The sequence below is a fragment of the Acidovorax sp. WCS2018Noco2-16 genome, from assembly GCF_031843945.1.
GTDB lineage: Bacteria > Pseudomonadota > Gammaproteobacteria > Burkholderiales > Burkholderiaceae_C > Paracidovorax.
In genome coordinates, this window is record NZ_JAVTJJ010000013.1 from 17,256 (window position 1) to 32,208 (window position 14,953).

13 protein-coding genes are annotated in these 14,953 nt (G+C 65.7%); 6 read left to right on the forward strand and 7 right to left on the reverse strand.

Annotated elements, in window-relative coordinates; genetic code table 11:
* The first annotated feature begins 3 nt into the window (after positions 1–3).
* The 5 genes from RQI28_RS18335 to RQI28_RS18355 are packed head-to-tail and all read left to right on the forward strand — an operon-like array spanning position 4 to position 5,295.
* Positions 4–1,581, forward strand: coding sequence for a CoA-transferase (locus RQI28_RS18335; protein ID WP_311224120.1), 1,578 nt, complete (start codon positions 4–6; stop codon positions 1,579–1,581).
* A gap of 34 nt (positions 1,582–1,615) precedes the next feature.
* Positions 1,616–2,431 carry a crotonase/enoyl-CoA hydratase family protein gene (locus RQI28_RS18340; RefSeq protein ID WP_311224119.1) on the forward strand — a complete coding sequence of 272 codons (816 nt, stop codon included), beginning with the start codon at positions 1,616–1,618 and terminating at the stop codon, positions 2,429–2,431.
* A 39-nt stretch (positions 2,432–2,470) separates the two neighbouring features.
* Positions 2,471–3,253 carry an SDR family NAD(P)-dependent oxidoreductase gene (locus RQI28_RS18345; RefSeq protein WP_311224118.1) on the forward strand — a complete coding sequence of 261 codons (783 nt, stop codon included), beginning with the start codon at positions 2,471–2,473 and terminating at the stop codon, positions 3,251–3,253.
* A gap of 42 nt (positions 3,254–3,295) precedes the next feature.
* Positions 3,296–4,330, forward strand: a complete 1,035-nt coding sequence (locus tag RQI28_RS18350; protein ID WP_311224117.1) for an aromatic ring-hydroxylating dioxygenase subunit alpha — start codon at positions 3,296–3,298, stop codon at positions 4,328–4,330.
* On the forward strand, positions 4,327–5,295 hold the full coding sequence (locus RQI28_RS18355; RefSeq protein WP_311224116.1) for a PDR/VanB family oxidoreductase: 969 nt from the start codon (positions 4,327–4,329) through the stop codon (positions 5,293–5,295). Before RQI28_RS18350 ends, RQI28_RS18355 begins: the two co-directional genes overlap by 4 nt.
* 77 nt (positions 5,296–5,372) lie before the next feature.
* Here RQI28_RS18355 and RQI28_RS18360 read toward each other — a convergent pair whose 3' ends face one another.
* The 7 genes from RQI28_RS18360 to RQI28_RS18390 form a co-directional block, all read right to left on the reverse strand.
* Positions 5,373–5,864, reverse strand: a complete 492-nt coding sequence (locus RQI28_RS18360; protein ID WP_311224115.1) for a MarR family transcriptional regulator — start codon at positions 5,862–5,864, stop codon at positions 5,373–5,375.
* A gap of 181 nt (positions 5,865–6,045) precedes the next feature.
* Complete coding sequence (locus RQI28_RS18365; protein ID WP_311224114.1) at positions 6,046–6,522, reverse strand: nuclear transport factor 2 family protein; 477 nt, start codon at positions 6,520–6,522, stop codon at positions 6,046–6,048.
* Entirely contained in the window at positions 6,515–7,249 is a 735-nt protein-coding gene (locus RQI28_RS18370) for an alpha/beta hydrolase (RefSeq protein WP_311224113.1), read from the reverse strand. Before RQI28_RS18370 ends, RQI28_RS18365 begins: the two co-directional genes overlap by 8 nt.
* Positions 7,250–7,266: 17 nt before the next feature.
* Positions 7,267–8,199 (reverse strand): amidohydrolase family protein, encoded by a 933-nt coding sequence (locus tag RQI28_RS18375; RefSeq protein ID WP_311224112.1) that lies wholly within the window; start codon positions 8,197–8,199, stop codon positions 7,267–7,269.
* Positions 8,196–10,334: an acetate--CoA ligase family protein gene (locus RQI28_RS18380; RefSeq protein WP_311224111.1), complete on the reverse strand. Its 2,139-nt coding sequence runs from the start codon at positions 10,332–10,334 to the stop codon at positions 8,196–8,198. The genes RQI28_RS18375 and RQI28_RS18380 overlap by 4 nt, the downstream gene beginning before the upstream one ends.
* The gene (locus RQI28_RS18385) at positions 10,334–11,146 is read right to left on the reverse strand and encodes a crotonase/enoyl-CoA hydratase family protein (protein ID WP_311224110.1); all 813 of its coding nucleotides are present in this window, start codon (positions 11,144–11,146) and stop codon (positions 10,334–10,336) included. The genes RQI28_RS18380 and RQI28_RS18385 overlap by 1 nt, the downstream gene beginning before the upstream one ends.
* A 175-nt stretch (positions 11,147–11,321) precedes the next feature.
* A complete protein-coding gene (locus RQI28_RS18390) occupies positions 11,322–13,148 on the reverse strand; it encodes a sigma 54-interacting transcriptional regulator (RefSeq protein ID WP_311224109.1) in 1,827 nt (608 codons plus the stop codon).
* A gap of 338 nt (positions 13,149–13,486) precedes the next feature.
* Between RQI28_RS18390 and RQI28_RS18395 the strand changes: the two genes are divergently transcribed.
* Entirely contained in the window at positions 13,487–14,953 is a 1,467-nt protein-coding gene (locus RQI28_RS18395; protein WP_311224108.1) for a benzaldehyde dehydrogenase, read from the forward strand.

Sequence of the window (14,953 nt, forward strand, 5' to 3'; positions counted from 1 at the left end):
AGCATGAAAATCATCAAGTCGGATGACGTGGGCCCGCTGATCAGCGACGGCGCCACGGTGTTTCTCGGCGGTATCGCCATGACAGGCCTGGCCGAAGAAGTGCTGCAGGGGCTGGAGCGGCACTTTCTGGCCACCGGCCACCCACGGCAGATCACCACCTGGGCCTGCGGCGCCATCGGCAACTCCGGCGAAGGCGGCATGGCTCACCTGGCGCACCCCGGCATGGTCAGGCGTGTGGTGGCAGGCCATTTCGGCCAGACCGGCCCGCGCATGATGGGCCTGGTGCTGGCAGGCGAGGTGGAGGCGTACAACTTTCCGCAGGGCTCGCTCTCGCACCTGACGCGGCACATCGCGGCACGCACGCCGGGCCTGCTCACGCAGGTGGGCATCGGCACCTTCGTCGATCCGCGCATCGAGGGCGGCAAGCTCAACAGCGCGTGCAGCGAAGACCTGGTGCGGGTGGTGGAGTTCGACGGCAAGGAATGCCTTTTCTACCCCACACCGCGCATCGACGTGGCGCTGATCCGCGCCACCTATGCCGACGAGAACGGCAACCTGAGCCTGGACAAGGAAGGTCTGCTGCTGGAGCAGCTGTCGATTGCCCAGGCAGCGCGCGCCTGTGGCGGCATCGTCATCGCCCAGGTCGAGGCGGTGGTGCAGGCCGGCAGCCTGCACCCCAAGTCGGTGAAGGTGCCGGGCTTCATGGTGGACTACGTGGTGGTGTCCGAGCCGCGCAACCACCCGCAGACGATCAGCACGCAGTTCAACCCGGCGCTGTCGGGCGATGTGCGCATGCCGATGCATTCCGTGCCGTCGTTGCCGCTGGACGAGCGCAAGGTCATCGCGCGCCGCGCGGCCCTGGAACTGCAGCCGGGCGCGCTCACCAACCTGGGCGTGGGCATTCCGGCGGGCATTCCGGCCGTGGCGGCCGAGGAAGGCGTGGCGCACCTGCTGAGCCTTTCCGTGGAATGCGGCGCCAACGGGGGCGTGCCGGCCTACGGCGGCGACTTCGGCATGGCCTACAACGCCGAATCGATCATTGAGCAGTCGTCGCAGTTCGATTTCTATGACGGCGGTGGCTTGGCCTGCAGTTTCCTGGGCCTGGCCCAGACCGACGCGGCGGGAAATGTGAACGTCAGCAAATTCAATGGTCGCCCGGTGGGCTGCGGCGGCTTCATCAACATCACCTGCGCAACGCCGCGCCTGGTGTTCTGCGGCACCTTCACCGCCGGCGGGCTGGAACTGCAGGTCGCCGATGGCCGTCTGACCATCTTGAAGGAGGGCCGCTCGCGCAAGTTCATCGAGCAGGTCGAGCAGCTCACCTTCAGCGGGCGCGACGCCGCACGCCGCCAGCAGGAGGTGAGCTTCATCACAGAGCGCGCGGTGCTGCGCCTGCGCCCCGAGGGGCTGGAGCTGACCGAGATCGCGCCAGGCATCGACCTGGAGCGCGACGTGCTCGCCCACATGGGCTTCAAGCCTTTGATTCGTGACCTGCGGCTGATGGACGCAGGCCTTTTCAGCGCGCGGTGGGGCGGCCTGGGCGCTGCACTTTCCGTCCGTGCTGCACCTACCGCGCGCTGAAGCTTTTCCCCGAACACCTATTTCTCCTGCCACCATGACGCTCCCCACCTTCACCCCGGCCGACGGCCTGCTTTCTCAACTGAACGAGCTGCAGGTCAGCTTCAGCGGCGCCGTCGCCCACATCCGCCTGAACCGCCCGGCCAAGCGCAACGCCATCAACGAGGCACTGATGCAGCAGCTGCATACCGCACTGATCCAGCTGCCCACCACCGCGCAAGCACTGGTCATCAGCGGTGAAGGCCAGCACTTTTGCGCAGGCCTGGATCTGTCCGACCTCAGCGAGCGCAGCGTGGCCGAAGGCATTCAGCATTCGCGCGGTTGGCACGCGGTGATGGATGCGCTGCAGTACTTGCGCATGCCCGTCGTCGCGGCCTTGCACGGCGCCGTGGTGGGTGGCGGGCTGGAGCTGGCAGCGGCGGCCCATGTGCGCGTGGCCGACAGCAGCGCCTACTTCGGCCTGCCCGAAGGCCAGCGCGGCATCTTCGTGGGCGGCGGCGGCTCAGCCCGCATTCCGCGTCTGGTGGGCGTGGCCTGCATGAGCGACATGATGCTTACGGGCCGCGTGCTGGATGCCGACGAAGGCCGCGAGCGGGGCTTGGTGCAGTACGTGGTGCCTGAAGGCGAAGCACTCGCCAAGGCCGTGGCGCTGGCCGAGCGTATCGCCACCAATGCGCCGCTGTCCAACTACGCGATCGTGCAGGCGCTGCCGCGCATCGCCGATATGGCGCAGTCCGACGGGCTGTTCGTCGAGTCGCTCATGTCGGCCATCGCCCAGGGCGACGATGCCGCCAAGCAGCGCCTGGCAGACTTTCTGCAGGGGCGTGCAGCCAAGGTCGTCAAGACGACCTGACCCCAACACACAAAGCAAAAGCACAAGGAGATGACAGCCATGAAGACATTCGCCAATCAAGCCGCCCTGGTCACCGGCTCGGGCTCGGGCCTGGGTGAAGCGGTGGCCCGCGCGCTGGCAGACGCCGGTGCCCTGGTAGCGCTGCTCGACATCAATCTGGCCGGCGCCGAGCGCGTGGCGGCCGACATCCGCGCGCAAGGCGGGCAGGCGTTGGCGCTGCAGTGCGACATCAGCGACGAAGGCTCGGCCGTTGCCGCGCTGGACGCCGCCGCCGCCGCGCATGGCGACGCACGCATCCTGATGAACATCGCCGGCGTGGGCGGTGCCAAGCGCGTGATCCAGCGCGACGGTTCACCCGCCCCACTGGCCGACTTCGAGCGCACGCTGCGCATCAACCTGGTCGGCACGTACAACATGGTGCGCCTGATGGCCGCACGCGCGGCGCGGCTGGAGCCCTTGGCCGACGGCGCGCGAGGCGTCATCGTGAACACGGCTTCGGTCGCCGCGTTCGATGGCCAGGTCGGCCAGGAGGCCTATGCCGCGTCGAAGGCCGGGGTTGCGGGCATGACGCTGCCGCTGGCACGCGATCTGGCGCAGTGGGGCATACGCGTGTGCACCATTGCACCGGGCATCTTCGCCACGCCGCTACTCAAGGAATTGCCCGAAGCCGTGCAGCAGTCGCTGGCCGATTCCATCCCCTTCCCCAAACGCCTGGGGCATCCGGAAGAGTTCGCAGCGCTGGCGTTGCACATCGCCAGCAACGGGCACCTCAATGGCGAAGTCATTCGCCTGGATGGTGCGCTGCGCATGGCGCCGCGTTGATGAAAAAAAGCCCACACGTTGAACTGACCCCGAGGAGATGCCATGTTTCCCACCAATACCTGGTATGTCGCTGCCCGCAGCGAAGAGATTCCCAACGACCGCCCACTGGGGCGCCGCATCTGCAATCTGCCCATGGCTTTCTTTCGCAACAGCCAGGGCACCATTGCCGCCGTGGAAGACTTCTGCCCGCACCGGGGCGCCCCACTTTCGCTCGGCAGCGTCGAGGGTGACACGCTGGTCTGCGGCTACCACGGCCTGGCGATGGGCTGCGACGGCAAGACCGTGTCCATGCCATGCCAGCGCGTGCGGGGCTTTCCGGCGGTGCGAACCTTTCCCATCCACGAAGCGCATGGCTTTGTCTGGGTGTGGCCCGGCAATGCTGCCTTGGCCGACGTGGCCAGCGTTCCGCAGTTCGAATGGCTGGGCAACCCCGAATTCGGCTATGGCGGTGGTCTCTATCACATCGCCTGCGGGTACCGGCTCATGATCGACAACCTGATGGATCTGACGCACGAGACTTACGTTCACTCCACCAGCATCGGCCAAAAGGAGATCGACGAGGTGCCCTGCGAGACCCGCGCGGAAGGCGATCACGTGATCACGCAGCGCCACATGGAAGGCATCGAGGCGCCCCCCTTCTGGAAGATGGCATTGCGCATGAACGGCCTGCCCGACGACCAACCGGTAGACCGCTGGCAGATCTGCCACTTCACGCCGCCAAGCCACGTGATGATCGAAGTGGGTGTGGCGCTGCAGGGCAAGGGCGGCCACTCGGCACCCGATGAATTCAAGGCCGCCAGCTGGGTGGTGGACTTCATCACGCCAGAGACCGACACGTCGATTCATTACTTCTGGGGCATGGCGCGGCGATTCAAGCCACAGGACGACGACCTGACGGCGCAGATCCGCGAGGGCCAAGGCAAAATCTTTGCAGAGGACCAGGAGATGCTGGAGCGCCAGCAGGCCAATCTGCTCGCCTACCCCGAGCGCAAGCTGCTCATGCTGAACATCGATAGCGGCGGCGTGCAGTCACGCAAGATCATCGACCGGCTGCTCGAAGCCGAGGCGAGCGCATGAGCACCCCGCCCCTCTTGCAATTGCGCGTGGCGGCCAAGCGGGCGGTGGCGCAAGACATCGTGGAGTTGACGCTGGAGCCACTGCCAGGTGAGGAACTGCCGGCCTTCGCCGCCGGCTCGCACCTGGATCTGCACCTGCCCGGTGGACTGGTGCGCCCTTATTCGCTCAGCAACGACCCTGCGGAGCGCAACCGTTATGTGCTGGGCGTCTTGCGCGAAACCACCTCACGGGGTGGATCGACCGCCGTGCACGAACAGCTGCAGGTAGGCCAGCTGCTCGCCACCAGCCTGCCCCGCAACCATTTCGCACTGCAGGCCACACCGGCGCCCAAGCTGCTGCTGGCCGGCGGCATCGGCATCACGCCGGTGCTCAGCATGGCGCGCCAGTTGGCGCGTGAGGGCCGCCCATTCCACTTGCACTACGCCGGACGTACGCGGGCGCGCATGGCTTTCACGGACGTGCTGGCCACAGACCTGCTGGCTGGCCGGGCACACCTGCACGTGAAGGACGAACACGGTCCGCTCGACCTGGCGGCGTTGCTAAGTACGCAGCCGGAAGGTACAGAACTGTATGTGTGTGGGCCGGCGGGGTTCATGGATGCGGCGTTCGAGGCTGGGCGCAAGCAGGGCTGGAGCGCAGACCGGCTGCACCGTGAACTGTTCGGCGCTGCGGGCCCAGTGCCGGCGAACGAACACGACAGCGCTTTCGAAATCGAGATTGCAGGCACAGGCCAGATCGTCAACGTGCCCGCAGGCTGCAGCGCCGCCAAGGCCATGCAGGACGCGGGCCTGCCGCTCTACACGTCGTGCGAAGAAGGCGTTTGCGGCACCTGCCTGACGCGTGTGGTCCGCGGCACGCCAGACCACCGCGACCAGTACCTCACACCCGAGGAGCAGGCGGCCAACGACCAGTTCCTGCCATGCTGTTCACGGGCTTTGGGTGGGCGCCTGGTGGTGGAGCTTTAACCCACATGTAGGCATGAGCAACGGGGCGTGCCGCAAGGAAAGTGCATAGCACTGCCTCGGCAACTGGCCCTGGCCGCTCAGCGCGCCAAGCGCTCCAGCAGCCCCATCAAGGTTTCGCGCTCTGCGGCCGTCAGGCCCGACGACAGGCGCACTTCATATTCCGCGAGCCGCTCGCTCAAAGCGCCCAGCCGCTCCTGCCCGTGCTCGGTGATTTCAAGCGAGTAACGCCGGCGGTCGCCTTCGACCTCCACGCGCCGGATCCAGTTGGCGCCTTCCAGCGCATCGACCAGCTTGAGCACGCTCGGGCCGGCAACGCCGAGTTCCTTGGCCAGCGCGGCCTGGTTGATTCCGGAATTCATCGCAATGAGCGACAGCGCAGTCACGCGCGCAGGCGACATATCGAGCGGAGCCAACATGTCGAAGAACATATCGAAGGCGCGCACCTGGGCCAGACGCAGCTTATACCCGAGCGCATCGCTCTGAAAATCATGAGAGGCTGTTGCTTTGCGCGCTTTGGGCTTGGCGCGCTTGGCTGGTGCGGCCTGCTCCGGCCCTATGTTTCGGTGCATGCAGACTCCTTATCCAAGGTAACAATCATAGTAGGCCTGCGTTGATGGCCGCGCGGGGTAACGCGCCGAATATGGAATGTGAGGAAAACGCCGGAACCTGTGTGCGCTGGCGCGCGAGAGCTGGATCGTTGCGCTTAGAGATTGAGCCGTGGCCTTACCGAGCCGTTGCCAGTCCGCAGACTCAGTCTCGAAACAGCTCGAACCCTGCGCGCCGGTGGCTGATGCGCCAACCTTGCGACGTGAGAGTGAACGTATCGACGAAATGCCCCAGTCGCTGACGAGGCTGCGCCGGGCGACCCTGCGGCCCGGCTTCACTGTCATCATTCGCAGTCCATACCAGGACGCGGCTGACCGCATGCGCCACGTCATCGCTCATGTCACCGAACAAGGTACCGAAAACCAGGTGCGCCGTCATGTGCCCCGCAGAGCGTTCACGGTACGAGCGCTCGATGGCCGGGCGGCCGCGAATCACCAAGCCGCTGGGGCGCATCAGTTCAGCGTCTTCGGCAAACAGCGCTGCCACGCCAAAGGCATCGCCCGCATCCACCAACGCGGCCGAGCGCAACACCAGGTCACGACAGTTCCGCTCTGCTTCCAACAAGCGCAGCCGGGCCGCGGGGTCGGCTGCGTTGGCCAGAGAGGCTGCTTTATCAGGCATTTCTGCACTCCTGCAGCCAGTCCTTCAAGGCGGCAGAGACGACGTGCGGCTGCTCCATCGGGCTCATGTGCCCGCAATGATCGATGAGACGCAGCGTGGACCGGGGCGCCAATGCGTGCATGGCCTGGTGGCGATCAGGCGGGCTCCACCGGTCTTCGTTGCCGCACAGCAGCAACAAAGGGCACTGCACGCTGCGCAACACGGGCTCTGCGTCCGGTCGCTCCAGCAGCGCCTCGATCTGGGCGGCGAAGCGCTGGGTGTTGCTGCGGTCGACCATCGCCACGATACGGTCGAACAGCGGCGTGCCCACCACTTCCGGATGCACCATGGGCGGCGCCCAGCGGCGGGCCATGGCCTGCATGCCATCGCTGCGGGCAAGCGCCAGCAGTTCGTGGCGGCCCTGCCGTTCCGTGTCGCCTGCCGCACCAACAGCACGCGCGCCAGTACCCGTGTCGAGCAGCGCAAGGCCGGTGACACGCTCGGGCGCCTGCCTCAGGATTTCCAGCGCGATGCGACCCCCCATGGAATGGCCGGCCAGCGCAAAGCGGGGCGCCTTCATCACTTCCAGCATGTGGCTGGCCATCAGCTCAATGCGATTGAGCGTGCCGTACCAACCGATGGTGATGTCGCAGGCGTCTTGCAACGCGGTGCGCTGCTCCAGCCACACGTCGTCATCGCACAGCAGCCCGGGCAGCAGCAACAGCGGAATCACTTCAGCTTGTTTCATATCGCCGTCTTCTTGCTTCAGCAGCAGCCTGCCACTGCTGGCGGCTTCAGGCGCATGTAGCGGCCGCTCAGCGGATCGCGGTCGAGTCCGAGCAGACGGATCGCGTTTTTTTTCAAGATGAGCGGGCGCACTTCCGGCCGGATGTCGAGCGCGTCGAAGTCCTTTAGCCAGCGGTCGGGCGTGATCACCGGGTAGTCCGAGCCGAACAGCACCTTGTGCTTGAGCAGCGTGTTCGCGTAATGCACCAGCTGCGGCGGAAAGTAGCGCGGCGACCAGCCCGACAGGTCGATGTAGACGTTGGGCTTGTGCGTGGCCACGGCCAGCGCGTTGTCTTGCCATGGAAAAGAGGGGTGGGCGATGACGATGGGCATCGCCGGAAAGTCCACTGCGACATCGTCCAGGAACATGGGATCGGAATACTTCAGCCGTATGCCACCGCCACCGGGCAAGCCCGCACCCACACCGGTCTGGCCGCTGTGGAAGATGGCGGGAAGGCCCGCATCGGCGATGGCTTCGTACACCGTGTAGGCTGCACGGTCGTTGGGGTAGAAGCCCTGTGCCGATGGGTGAAACTTGAATCCGCGCACTCCGTAGTCGGCCACCAGCCGGCGCACCTCGCGCGCGCCCATCTTGCCGCGCATCGGGTCCACACTGGCAAAGGCGATCAACGCATCTGGGTGCCGCGCTGCGTCTTCGGCCACTTCTTCGTTGGTAATGCGCACCTGCCCGGTCTCGCGTTCGGTATCGACCGGAAAGATCACCGCGAGCATGCCGCGTTCACGGTAATACGCTGCCGTCTCATCGACCGTCGGCCGCGGCATGGGTTGCTTGAAATAAGCATCCATGGCGGCATCAATGGCGATGGACACCTCATCGGGCGGGTTGCGTAGCGAACGCGTTGCATGCGTGTGCATGTCGATCGCGACAATGCCATCGAGAAAGTCCGTCATTGCACGACCACCAACGCGTCCAGCGCCATCACGCCCTGTCCGGCCCCATATGCCATCAGAGGGTTGATATCGATCTCGGTGATGTCAGGGCGCGCCATCATCAGCGCACCCACTGTCGCCACAGCCTGCGCCACGGCGTCCAGGTCCACCGGGGGCGCACCACGGAAGCCCTGCAGCAGGCGCGCGCCCTTGAGCGCACGCAGTCGCGCCACGATGGCCGGCAGCGGCAGGTCGGCCGACATCAGCTGCACATCGCCCAGCGCCTCGACCCAGATGCCGCCCAGGCCTACCATCAGCAGCGGGCCCCATTGCGGATCACGCACGGCGCCGATCACCAGTTCCACCCCGCGCTCGCCCATGGCTTCGACCAGCACGCCATCAAGCGTCAGGCTCGCGTCATGGCGGCGAATGTTGTCATGCAACTGCTGCCAACCCTGGCGCAGCTGTGCCTCGTCCTTGATGCCTAGCAGCACGCCGCCCGCTTCGGTCTTGTGGGCCAGCTTGGCCGCCTGGGCCTTCAGCACGACGGGGTAGCCAATGCGCCCTGCCACCGTGAGCGCCTGATCCAGCGAGGTCGCCAGACCTCCAGCGGGAGTCGCCAGGCCTACCGTGCGCAGCAGTTGCTTGCCCCGCCATTCAGGCAACGTACCGGACGGCAGTTGCGCAAGGCCTGCGATGGCAGCTTGCTGGGCCGCATCCGACGCCGCCTTCGTACTCCAGTCCGCACGCAGGCGGCCGTGGCGAGCAAAGCGGGCCAATGCGCGCAGCGCACGCTCGGGTGATCGCATCAGCACGGTGCCGCTGCGCGCGGCACGCTCCATCATCGCTGAGGGCAGAGGCACGTCTTCGTTCTGCATCACAAAGATGGCGGGCTTGCTGCGGCCCTGCATGCCCTCCAGATGCGATTCGAGCCACACTGGGGCGATCGCGGGCGATGGCATCGGCAGAGACACCAACAGGCTGCCGATGGCGTCGTCGTCCTGGTGTGCCATGACACCGCGGGCGATCAGATCAGGCCGAGGGCCGACCAGCGTGCCCAGGTCGAGCGGGTTGCGCGGTGGCGTGTACACCGGCAGATGTTCGCGCAGGGCTTCGACTTGCGCGCTGGACATGGGAGGCATCTCCAATTCAAGGGGTTCCAGGTAGTCCAGCGCGATGCCGCACAGGGCGCCTGACGCCGTGATGAGCCCCAGCCCGCCGACAGGCGCTTGCGGAAAGCGCAACAGCAGCTGGCCCAGGTCGATGAGTTCTTCCAGGCTGTCCACCACCAGCACGCCTGCGCGTTCGAGCGCCAGACGCATGGCGGCGTGGTTGCCAGCCAGCGCGCCAGTGTGCGAACTGGACGCGGCCTGCGCCAATTCGCTGCGGCCGGGGTGCAGCATAACGACACGCTTGCCGGCGGACTGCATGTCCGCAAGCGCCTCCAATACATCGGGCACAGCGCGAATTTGCTCGGCGTAGATCACCGCCGTCGCCGTGGCCGGGTCGTTCACGAAAAACTGGAGGATCTCCGCCAGACCCAGCTGGGCCTCGTTGCCCGTGGCCAACACGTAAGACACCGGCACACCGCGCGCCTGCAACGAGGCGGAGACATGAATACCGATGCCGCCGCTTTGCGCCACCACGGCGATCGCGGGGCCATCTTCCGGGCGAAGGCGGGGCGGCAGCACCAGCTCGACCATGGCGACGTGAAATGAATCGACGTTGTTGAAGAAGCCAATGGTGTTGGGCCCCAGCAGCCGCATGCCACCCGCGCGGGCCACCTCGGCGATCTCTTGCTGCCGCGCACGCCCCTCGTCACCCATCTCGGCGAAGCCGGAAGCAAAGCACACCGCAGCGCGCACGCCGCGTGCGATGCAGGCCTTCACGGTGTCCAAAACCGCATCCGAGGGGACCAGCAGGATGGCCAGGTCGATGCCCGTCGGCAGCTCGGCCACATTGGTCAACAGCGTACGCCCGCCGACCTGACCGCCACTGCGTCCGACCAGATGCATGTCGCCGTCATAGCCCGCATCGAGCACGTTGCGCAGCACCACCAGGCCAGCGGAGCCAGGCTTGGTAGACAGGCCGACAATGGCCACCGAACGCGGAGCCAACAAAGGCCGCAAGTCGCTCGTCATGAGTTGCACGTCCATCACTGGCCTCCGGGGGTCGTTTGCGAAGCGGGCACAACCTTGCCCGCGCGCTTTTCTAGAAAGGCCCGCATACGGGCCTTGGCTTCAGCATCCGATTGCGTTACTGTCGCCATGAGGCCTTCGGTGAGCAAGCCGTGGGACATGGGCTGCTCGGCGATGAGCGGCAGCGCCTGGATGATGGCGAAATTGGACAGCGGTGCATTGCTGGCAATGCGCTTGGCCAGCTCCATGCCCTTGCGGCGCCCCTCTCCCGCCGGCACAACGTGGTGGGCCAGGCCGATCTGCAGGCCCTCGTCTGCGGTGTACACATGACCGGTGAGCATCATCTCGGCCACGCGCGAGGCGCCGATCAGCTTGGAAACGCGCACCGAGCCGCCGCCGCCCAGAAAAATTCCGCGCTGGCCTTCAGGCAAGCCGAAGTACGCACCCTGCTCCGCAACACGCACATGTGCGACCGAGGCCAGCTCCAGCCCGCCCCCGATGACCGCGCCGTGCATGACACATACCACCGGGCAGCGCCCGAACTGGATGCGCTCGAACGCCTCATACCAGACACGTGAATGCATGAGGCCTTCGGCCGGCGAGGTCTCTGACAGCTCGCTGAGATCCAGCCCTGCACAGAAGTGGTCGCCCTCTCCATCGAGCACCACGGCGCCCACGGACGCGGGCAGGGTTTCGATCGCATGGCGCAGTTCAGCGATCACCGACAGGCTGAGGGCGTTGCGTTTGTGCGGGCGATTCAGGGTCACGCACGCAACGGTGTCGTGAATCTTCACGCTGACTTGGGAGGATGCGGGTGAATCAGGGGGCATGGCGTTGGACACGGTTGGTTCGGGAATACATCCATAGATCATTTAACAAATGATTAGCTTGGATAACGGTTTTATCGTAGCCGAACGCCTCCATGCATCACTTGGTGCAAACCCTAGATCCAAGCGCCTTGCCGTGGCCGATGGCATGGCTTGAAGACCCCTCAACGCGTCGCGATCAGTCGGTGCGCTCGAGCCGGTAGGCAATCTGTGCACGGCTCAGGCCCAGCATGCGAGCGGCGGCAGAGAGGTTGCCCCCGCTTGCCTGCACAGCCTCGTTCAGCAGCCGTGCCTCCAGCCGGGCAAGGTCCAGCACCGGCGCGTCAAGCGTGGCGCACAGGTGTCCCAGCAGGTTGTCGACGCCGGCCGCACCATCGCCACGCGGCGTCACCAGGTCGCCTTTGGCAGACAGTGCTAGTACCGGCAAGGCGCCTCTGGCTTCACCGCGAAACATGTGGTGCACGTCGATCGCGCAGCCGTCCTCCGCGCTAATGACACCCCGCTCAATGAGGTTGAGCAACTCGCGAATGTTGCCAGGCCAGTCGTAATGCAGCAGCGCACGCACAGCCTGCGCGCTGAAGCCCGCCACCCGCCTGCCGTGCCGGCGTGCTTCTCGGTGCAGGAAATGGTTCATCAGCAAAGGAATGTCTTCGCGGCGCTCGCGCAGCGGCGGCAGATGGATGGGAAACACGTTGAGCCGGTAGAACAGATCGGCCCGAAAGCGGCCGGCCTGTACTTCCGCCTGCAGGTTCACATTCGTAGCCGCCACCAGCCGCACATCCACGCGCAACAGCCGCGTTCCTCCCACCCGCTCGATCTCACCTTCTTGCAGTACGCGAAGGAGTTTGGCCTGGGCTACCATGCTCAGCGTTCCGATCTCGTCCAGGAACAGCGTGCCGCCATCGGCACGCTCGAAGCGGCCCGGCCGCGCGGCGGTAGCGCCCGTAAAGGCACCCTTGTCCACGCCGAACAGTTCGGATTCCCACAGCGTCTCCGGAATGGCCGCGCAATTGACGGCGATGAAGGGCTGCTGCGCACGTGGACTGACCAGATGCAGTCGCCGCGCGAACGCCTCCTTGCCCACGCCAGACTCGCCGGTGAACAGCACCGTGGCCTGGGTTCGGGCCACGCGGTCGAGCATGTGGCAGGCAGAAACGAAAGCGGGCGACGCTCCAACCACAGCGTGGCGTTCTGCGTTGGCCAGGGTGGCGTCCTGCGTCTGCACCTGTGCTGCCGCCACCGTGGTACGCGCTGGCTGCGGATGCTGTATCTCGGCAATCGGCCGCACCAGTGAGCGGAAATCCTGCGCCTCCAGATAGCGCAGGTCTTCGCTGATATCACCCCATGCGGCCGCATGCCGCCCCACAACCCGGCACACCGGGGCGCCGGTGGCGCGGCATTCAATTTCTCGAAAGATGACCTGCTGGCCGAACAGCGTGGTGACGTAGCCCGTGGCATAGCCAATCTGCTGCCAGCAGGCCACCTCCGAGCCAATGCCGTAGGCACCGATGTGTTCATCGTCTTCGGTTGAATGCTCCCAGATGAACTCGCCGTCGTACACACCCCGGTCCATGTCGAACGAGAAAGTCACCGGCGTGACCTTCACCATGCCCTCCAGCGCGTGCAGCCGGGCGCCGGCCATGAACACGGCTGCGGCGTCGCCGTCGGGCCAGCGTTCGCGAACCAGTTGGGCGTCGCGGGCACCGCTCACATAGCCAGCCCGCGTCAGCAGGCCACGCGCGCTCGCCTGCCCCAACGTGTCTATGAGTTCGCGGCGCATATGCCCCATGGCAGAGCTGTGGATGAGCACCATGCGCTGATCGTTAAGCCAGATACGCCCGTCGCCGGGCGAGAAGAAAAGCGACTCGGTCAGGTCGGCCAAGGTCGGCGCCGCTTCGCTGCCGGACCAACTGAAATGACCGCTGTCTCCGCGCCGCAATACAGCTCCCGATTGGCGAGCCATCTCGGCCAGCGAGATGCGCTCTCGTGCTCCAGGTGTTTTCATTTTTTCGTGAACTCCATCGCTTCAAGTCTGTGCCCAATTTGCTGATTTGCGCCATTGGCAGCCACCCCAACAGGCTGTGTGTTCCCAACTACATGTGCCACCAGGCACCCTCGGGAAAGTCCTGAGTTTCATGCTCGCGGCCCAATGAAATCAGGGCCTTACCGACTGCCCGCCGGCCCGTTGCTGCAGCGCAGCGGCACCAGCTGGCACGGGCACTGCAATGAAACCGTCGCTGTGATGGCTTACGTGCCAACCATGCCTAGCCATACGCATTTTGTTAGCCAGACTAATTTTAATCAACGGTATCTATCAAAAGAGCCACCAAGGAGCACCTCCGCATGGGACAGCCCGTTTCCTTTCTTGCGCCACAGACATGGCACCAGCACGTTTTTGCCGGAGGCTGGCTTGCAGCCCAGCACCACCTGAGCATCATCGAGCCGGCCACTGGAGCGGTGCTGGCCACCACGGGCCAAGCCGGCACGGACGACGTTGCGCAAGCTGCAACACTTGCGCGGCAAGCCCAGCCAGCGTGGGCTGCGCAGCCACCGCGAGACCGCGCCGCTGTCTTTCATCGCGTCGCCGGTCTGCTGCAGCAGCACTTTGACGAGCTGTCACTGTGGGTCACCCGCGAAACAGGGGGTGCACTGTTCAAGGGCCAGCACGAAGTGCGCGAAGCCATCGCCTTTTGCCTGCAGGCAGCGGCCATGCCCATGCAGGCTCAGGGCCAGGTGCTGCCCAGCGTTCCCGGCCGGCTGAGCATGGCGCACCGCGTGCCGCACGGGGTGGTCGCGGTGATATCGCCGTTCAACTTCCCGCTCATCCTGACGCTGCGGGTGGTTGCGCCTGCGCTGGCAACCGGTAACGCTGTCTTGATCAAGCCTGACCCACGCACACCCGTGAGTGGCGGCCACCTGATCGCGCAATTGTTTGAGGCCGCAGGGCTGCCGGCCGGAGTGCTGGGCGTGCTGCCTGGCGGTGCCGACGTGGGAGAGGCGCTGATCACCGCACCCGAGGTGGGCATGGTGTCATTCACCGGCTCGGCTGCCGCAGGCCGGCGTGTAGGCGAGCTGGCGGCACGGCATCTGAAGAAGGCATCGCTGGAGCTCGGCGGCACCAATTCGCTGGTGATTCTGGAAGACGCCGATCTTGATCTGGCAGCCAGCAACGCGGCGTGGGGCGCATGGTTGCACCAGGGCCAGATCTGCATGGCGTCAAACCGCGTGCTGGTGCACGAATCCATTGCCGAGGCCCTGACCGAGCGGCTGGTAGCCAAGGCCAACCACCTGCCAGTGGGCGACGGGGCCACGGCTGCCGTCGCACTGGGCCCGCTCATCGATGAACGCCAGCGCGACCGGGTTCACCAGGCGGTCCAGGAAGCCGTTCAAGCGGGCGCGCAATTGCTGGCCGGTGGCACTTACGACGGCCTCTTCTATCGCCCCACGGTGCTCACCGGCACCCGCATCGGCATGCGCGTGCATGACGAGGAAGTCTTCGGCCCGGTGCTGAACCTCAACACCTTCAGCAGCGACGACGAGGCGGCCGACCTGGCCAACGCCCACCGGGGCGGCCTCTCTGCCGCCGTCATCACCCGGTCGCTCAACCGCGGCATCGCACTGTCCCAACGCCTGCGCGCCGGCATGGTTCACGTGAACGACCAGACCGTCAACGACGACGCCACCAATCCCTTCGGAGGCCCCGGGGTGGCAGGAAACGGCAGCGTGCATGGCGGTCCCGCCGACTGGGAGGCTTTCACCACGTGGCGCTGGCTGACAGTGAAAGAAGCCCCGCCCGCCTACCCGTTCTGA

Coding starts and splice junctions, on each gene's coding strand:
- RQI28_RS18335 (WP_311224120.1), top strand. CDS start 4: ATGAAAATCATCAAGTCGGATGACGTGGGCCCGCTGATCAGCGACGGC.
- RQI28_RS18340 (WP_311224119.1), top strand. CDS start 1,616: ATGACGCTCCCCACCTTCACCCCGGCCGACGGCCTGCTTTCTCAACTG.
- RQI28_RS18345 (WP_311224118.1), top strand. CDS start 2,471: ATGAAGACATTCGCCAATCAAGCCGCCCTGGTCACCGGCTCGGGCTCG.
- RQI28_RS18350 (WP_311224117.1), top strand. CDS start 3,296: ATGTTTCCCACCAATACCTGGTATGTCGCTGCCCGCAGCGAAGAGATT.
- RQI28_RS18355 (WP_311224116.1), top strand. CDS start 4,327: ATGAGCACCCCGCCCCTCTTGCAATTGCGCGTGGCGGCCAAGCGGGCG.
- RQI28_RS18360 (WP_311224115.1), bottom strand. CDS start 5,864: ATGCACCGAAACATAGGGCCGGAGCAGGCCGCACCAGCCAAGCGCGCC.
- RQI28_RS18365 (WP_311224114.1), bottom strand. CDS start 6,522: ATGCCTGATAAAGCAGCCTCTCTGGCCAACGCAGCCGACCCCGCGGCC.
- RQI28_RS18370 (WP_311224113.1), bottom strand. CDS start 7,249: ATGAAACAAGCTGAAGTGATTCCGCTGTTGCTGCTGCCCGGGCTGCTG.
- RQI28_RS18375 (WP_311224112.1), bottom strand. CDS start 8,199: ATGACGGACTTTCTCGATGGCATTGTCGCGATCGACATGCACACGCAT.
- RQI28_RS18380 (WP_311224111.1), bottom strand. CDS start 10,334: ATGGACGTGCAACTCATGACGAGCGACTTGCGGCCTTTGTTGGCTCCG.
- RQI28_RS18385 (WP_311224110.1), bottom strand. CDS start 11,146: ATGCCCCCTGATTCACCCGCATCCTCCCAAGTCAGCGTGAAGATTCAC.
- RQI28_RS18390 (WP_311224109.1), bottom strand. CDS start 13,148: ATGAAAACACCTGGAGCACGAGAGCGCATCTCGCTGGCCGAGATGGCT.
- RQI28_RS18395 (WP_311224108.1), top strand. CDS start 13,487: ATGGGACAGCCCGTTTCCTTTCTTGCGCCACAGACATGGCACCAGCAC.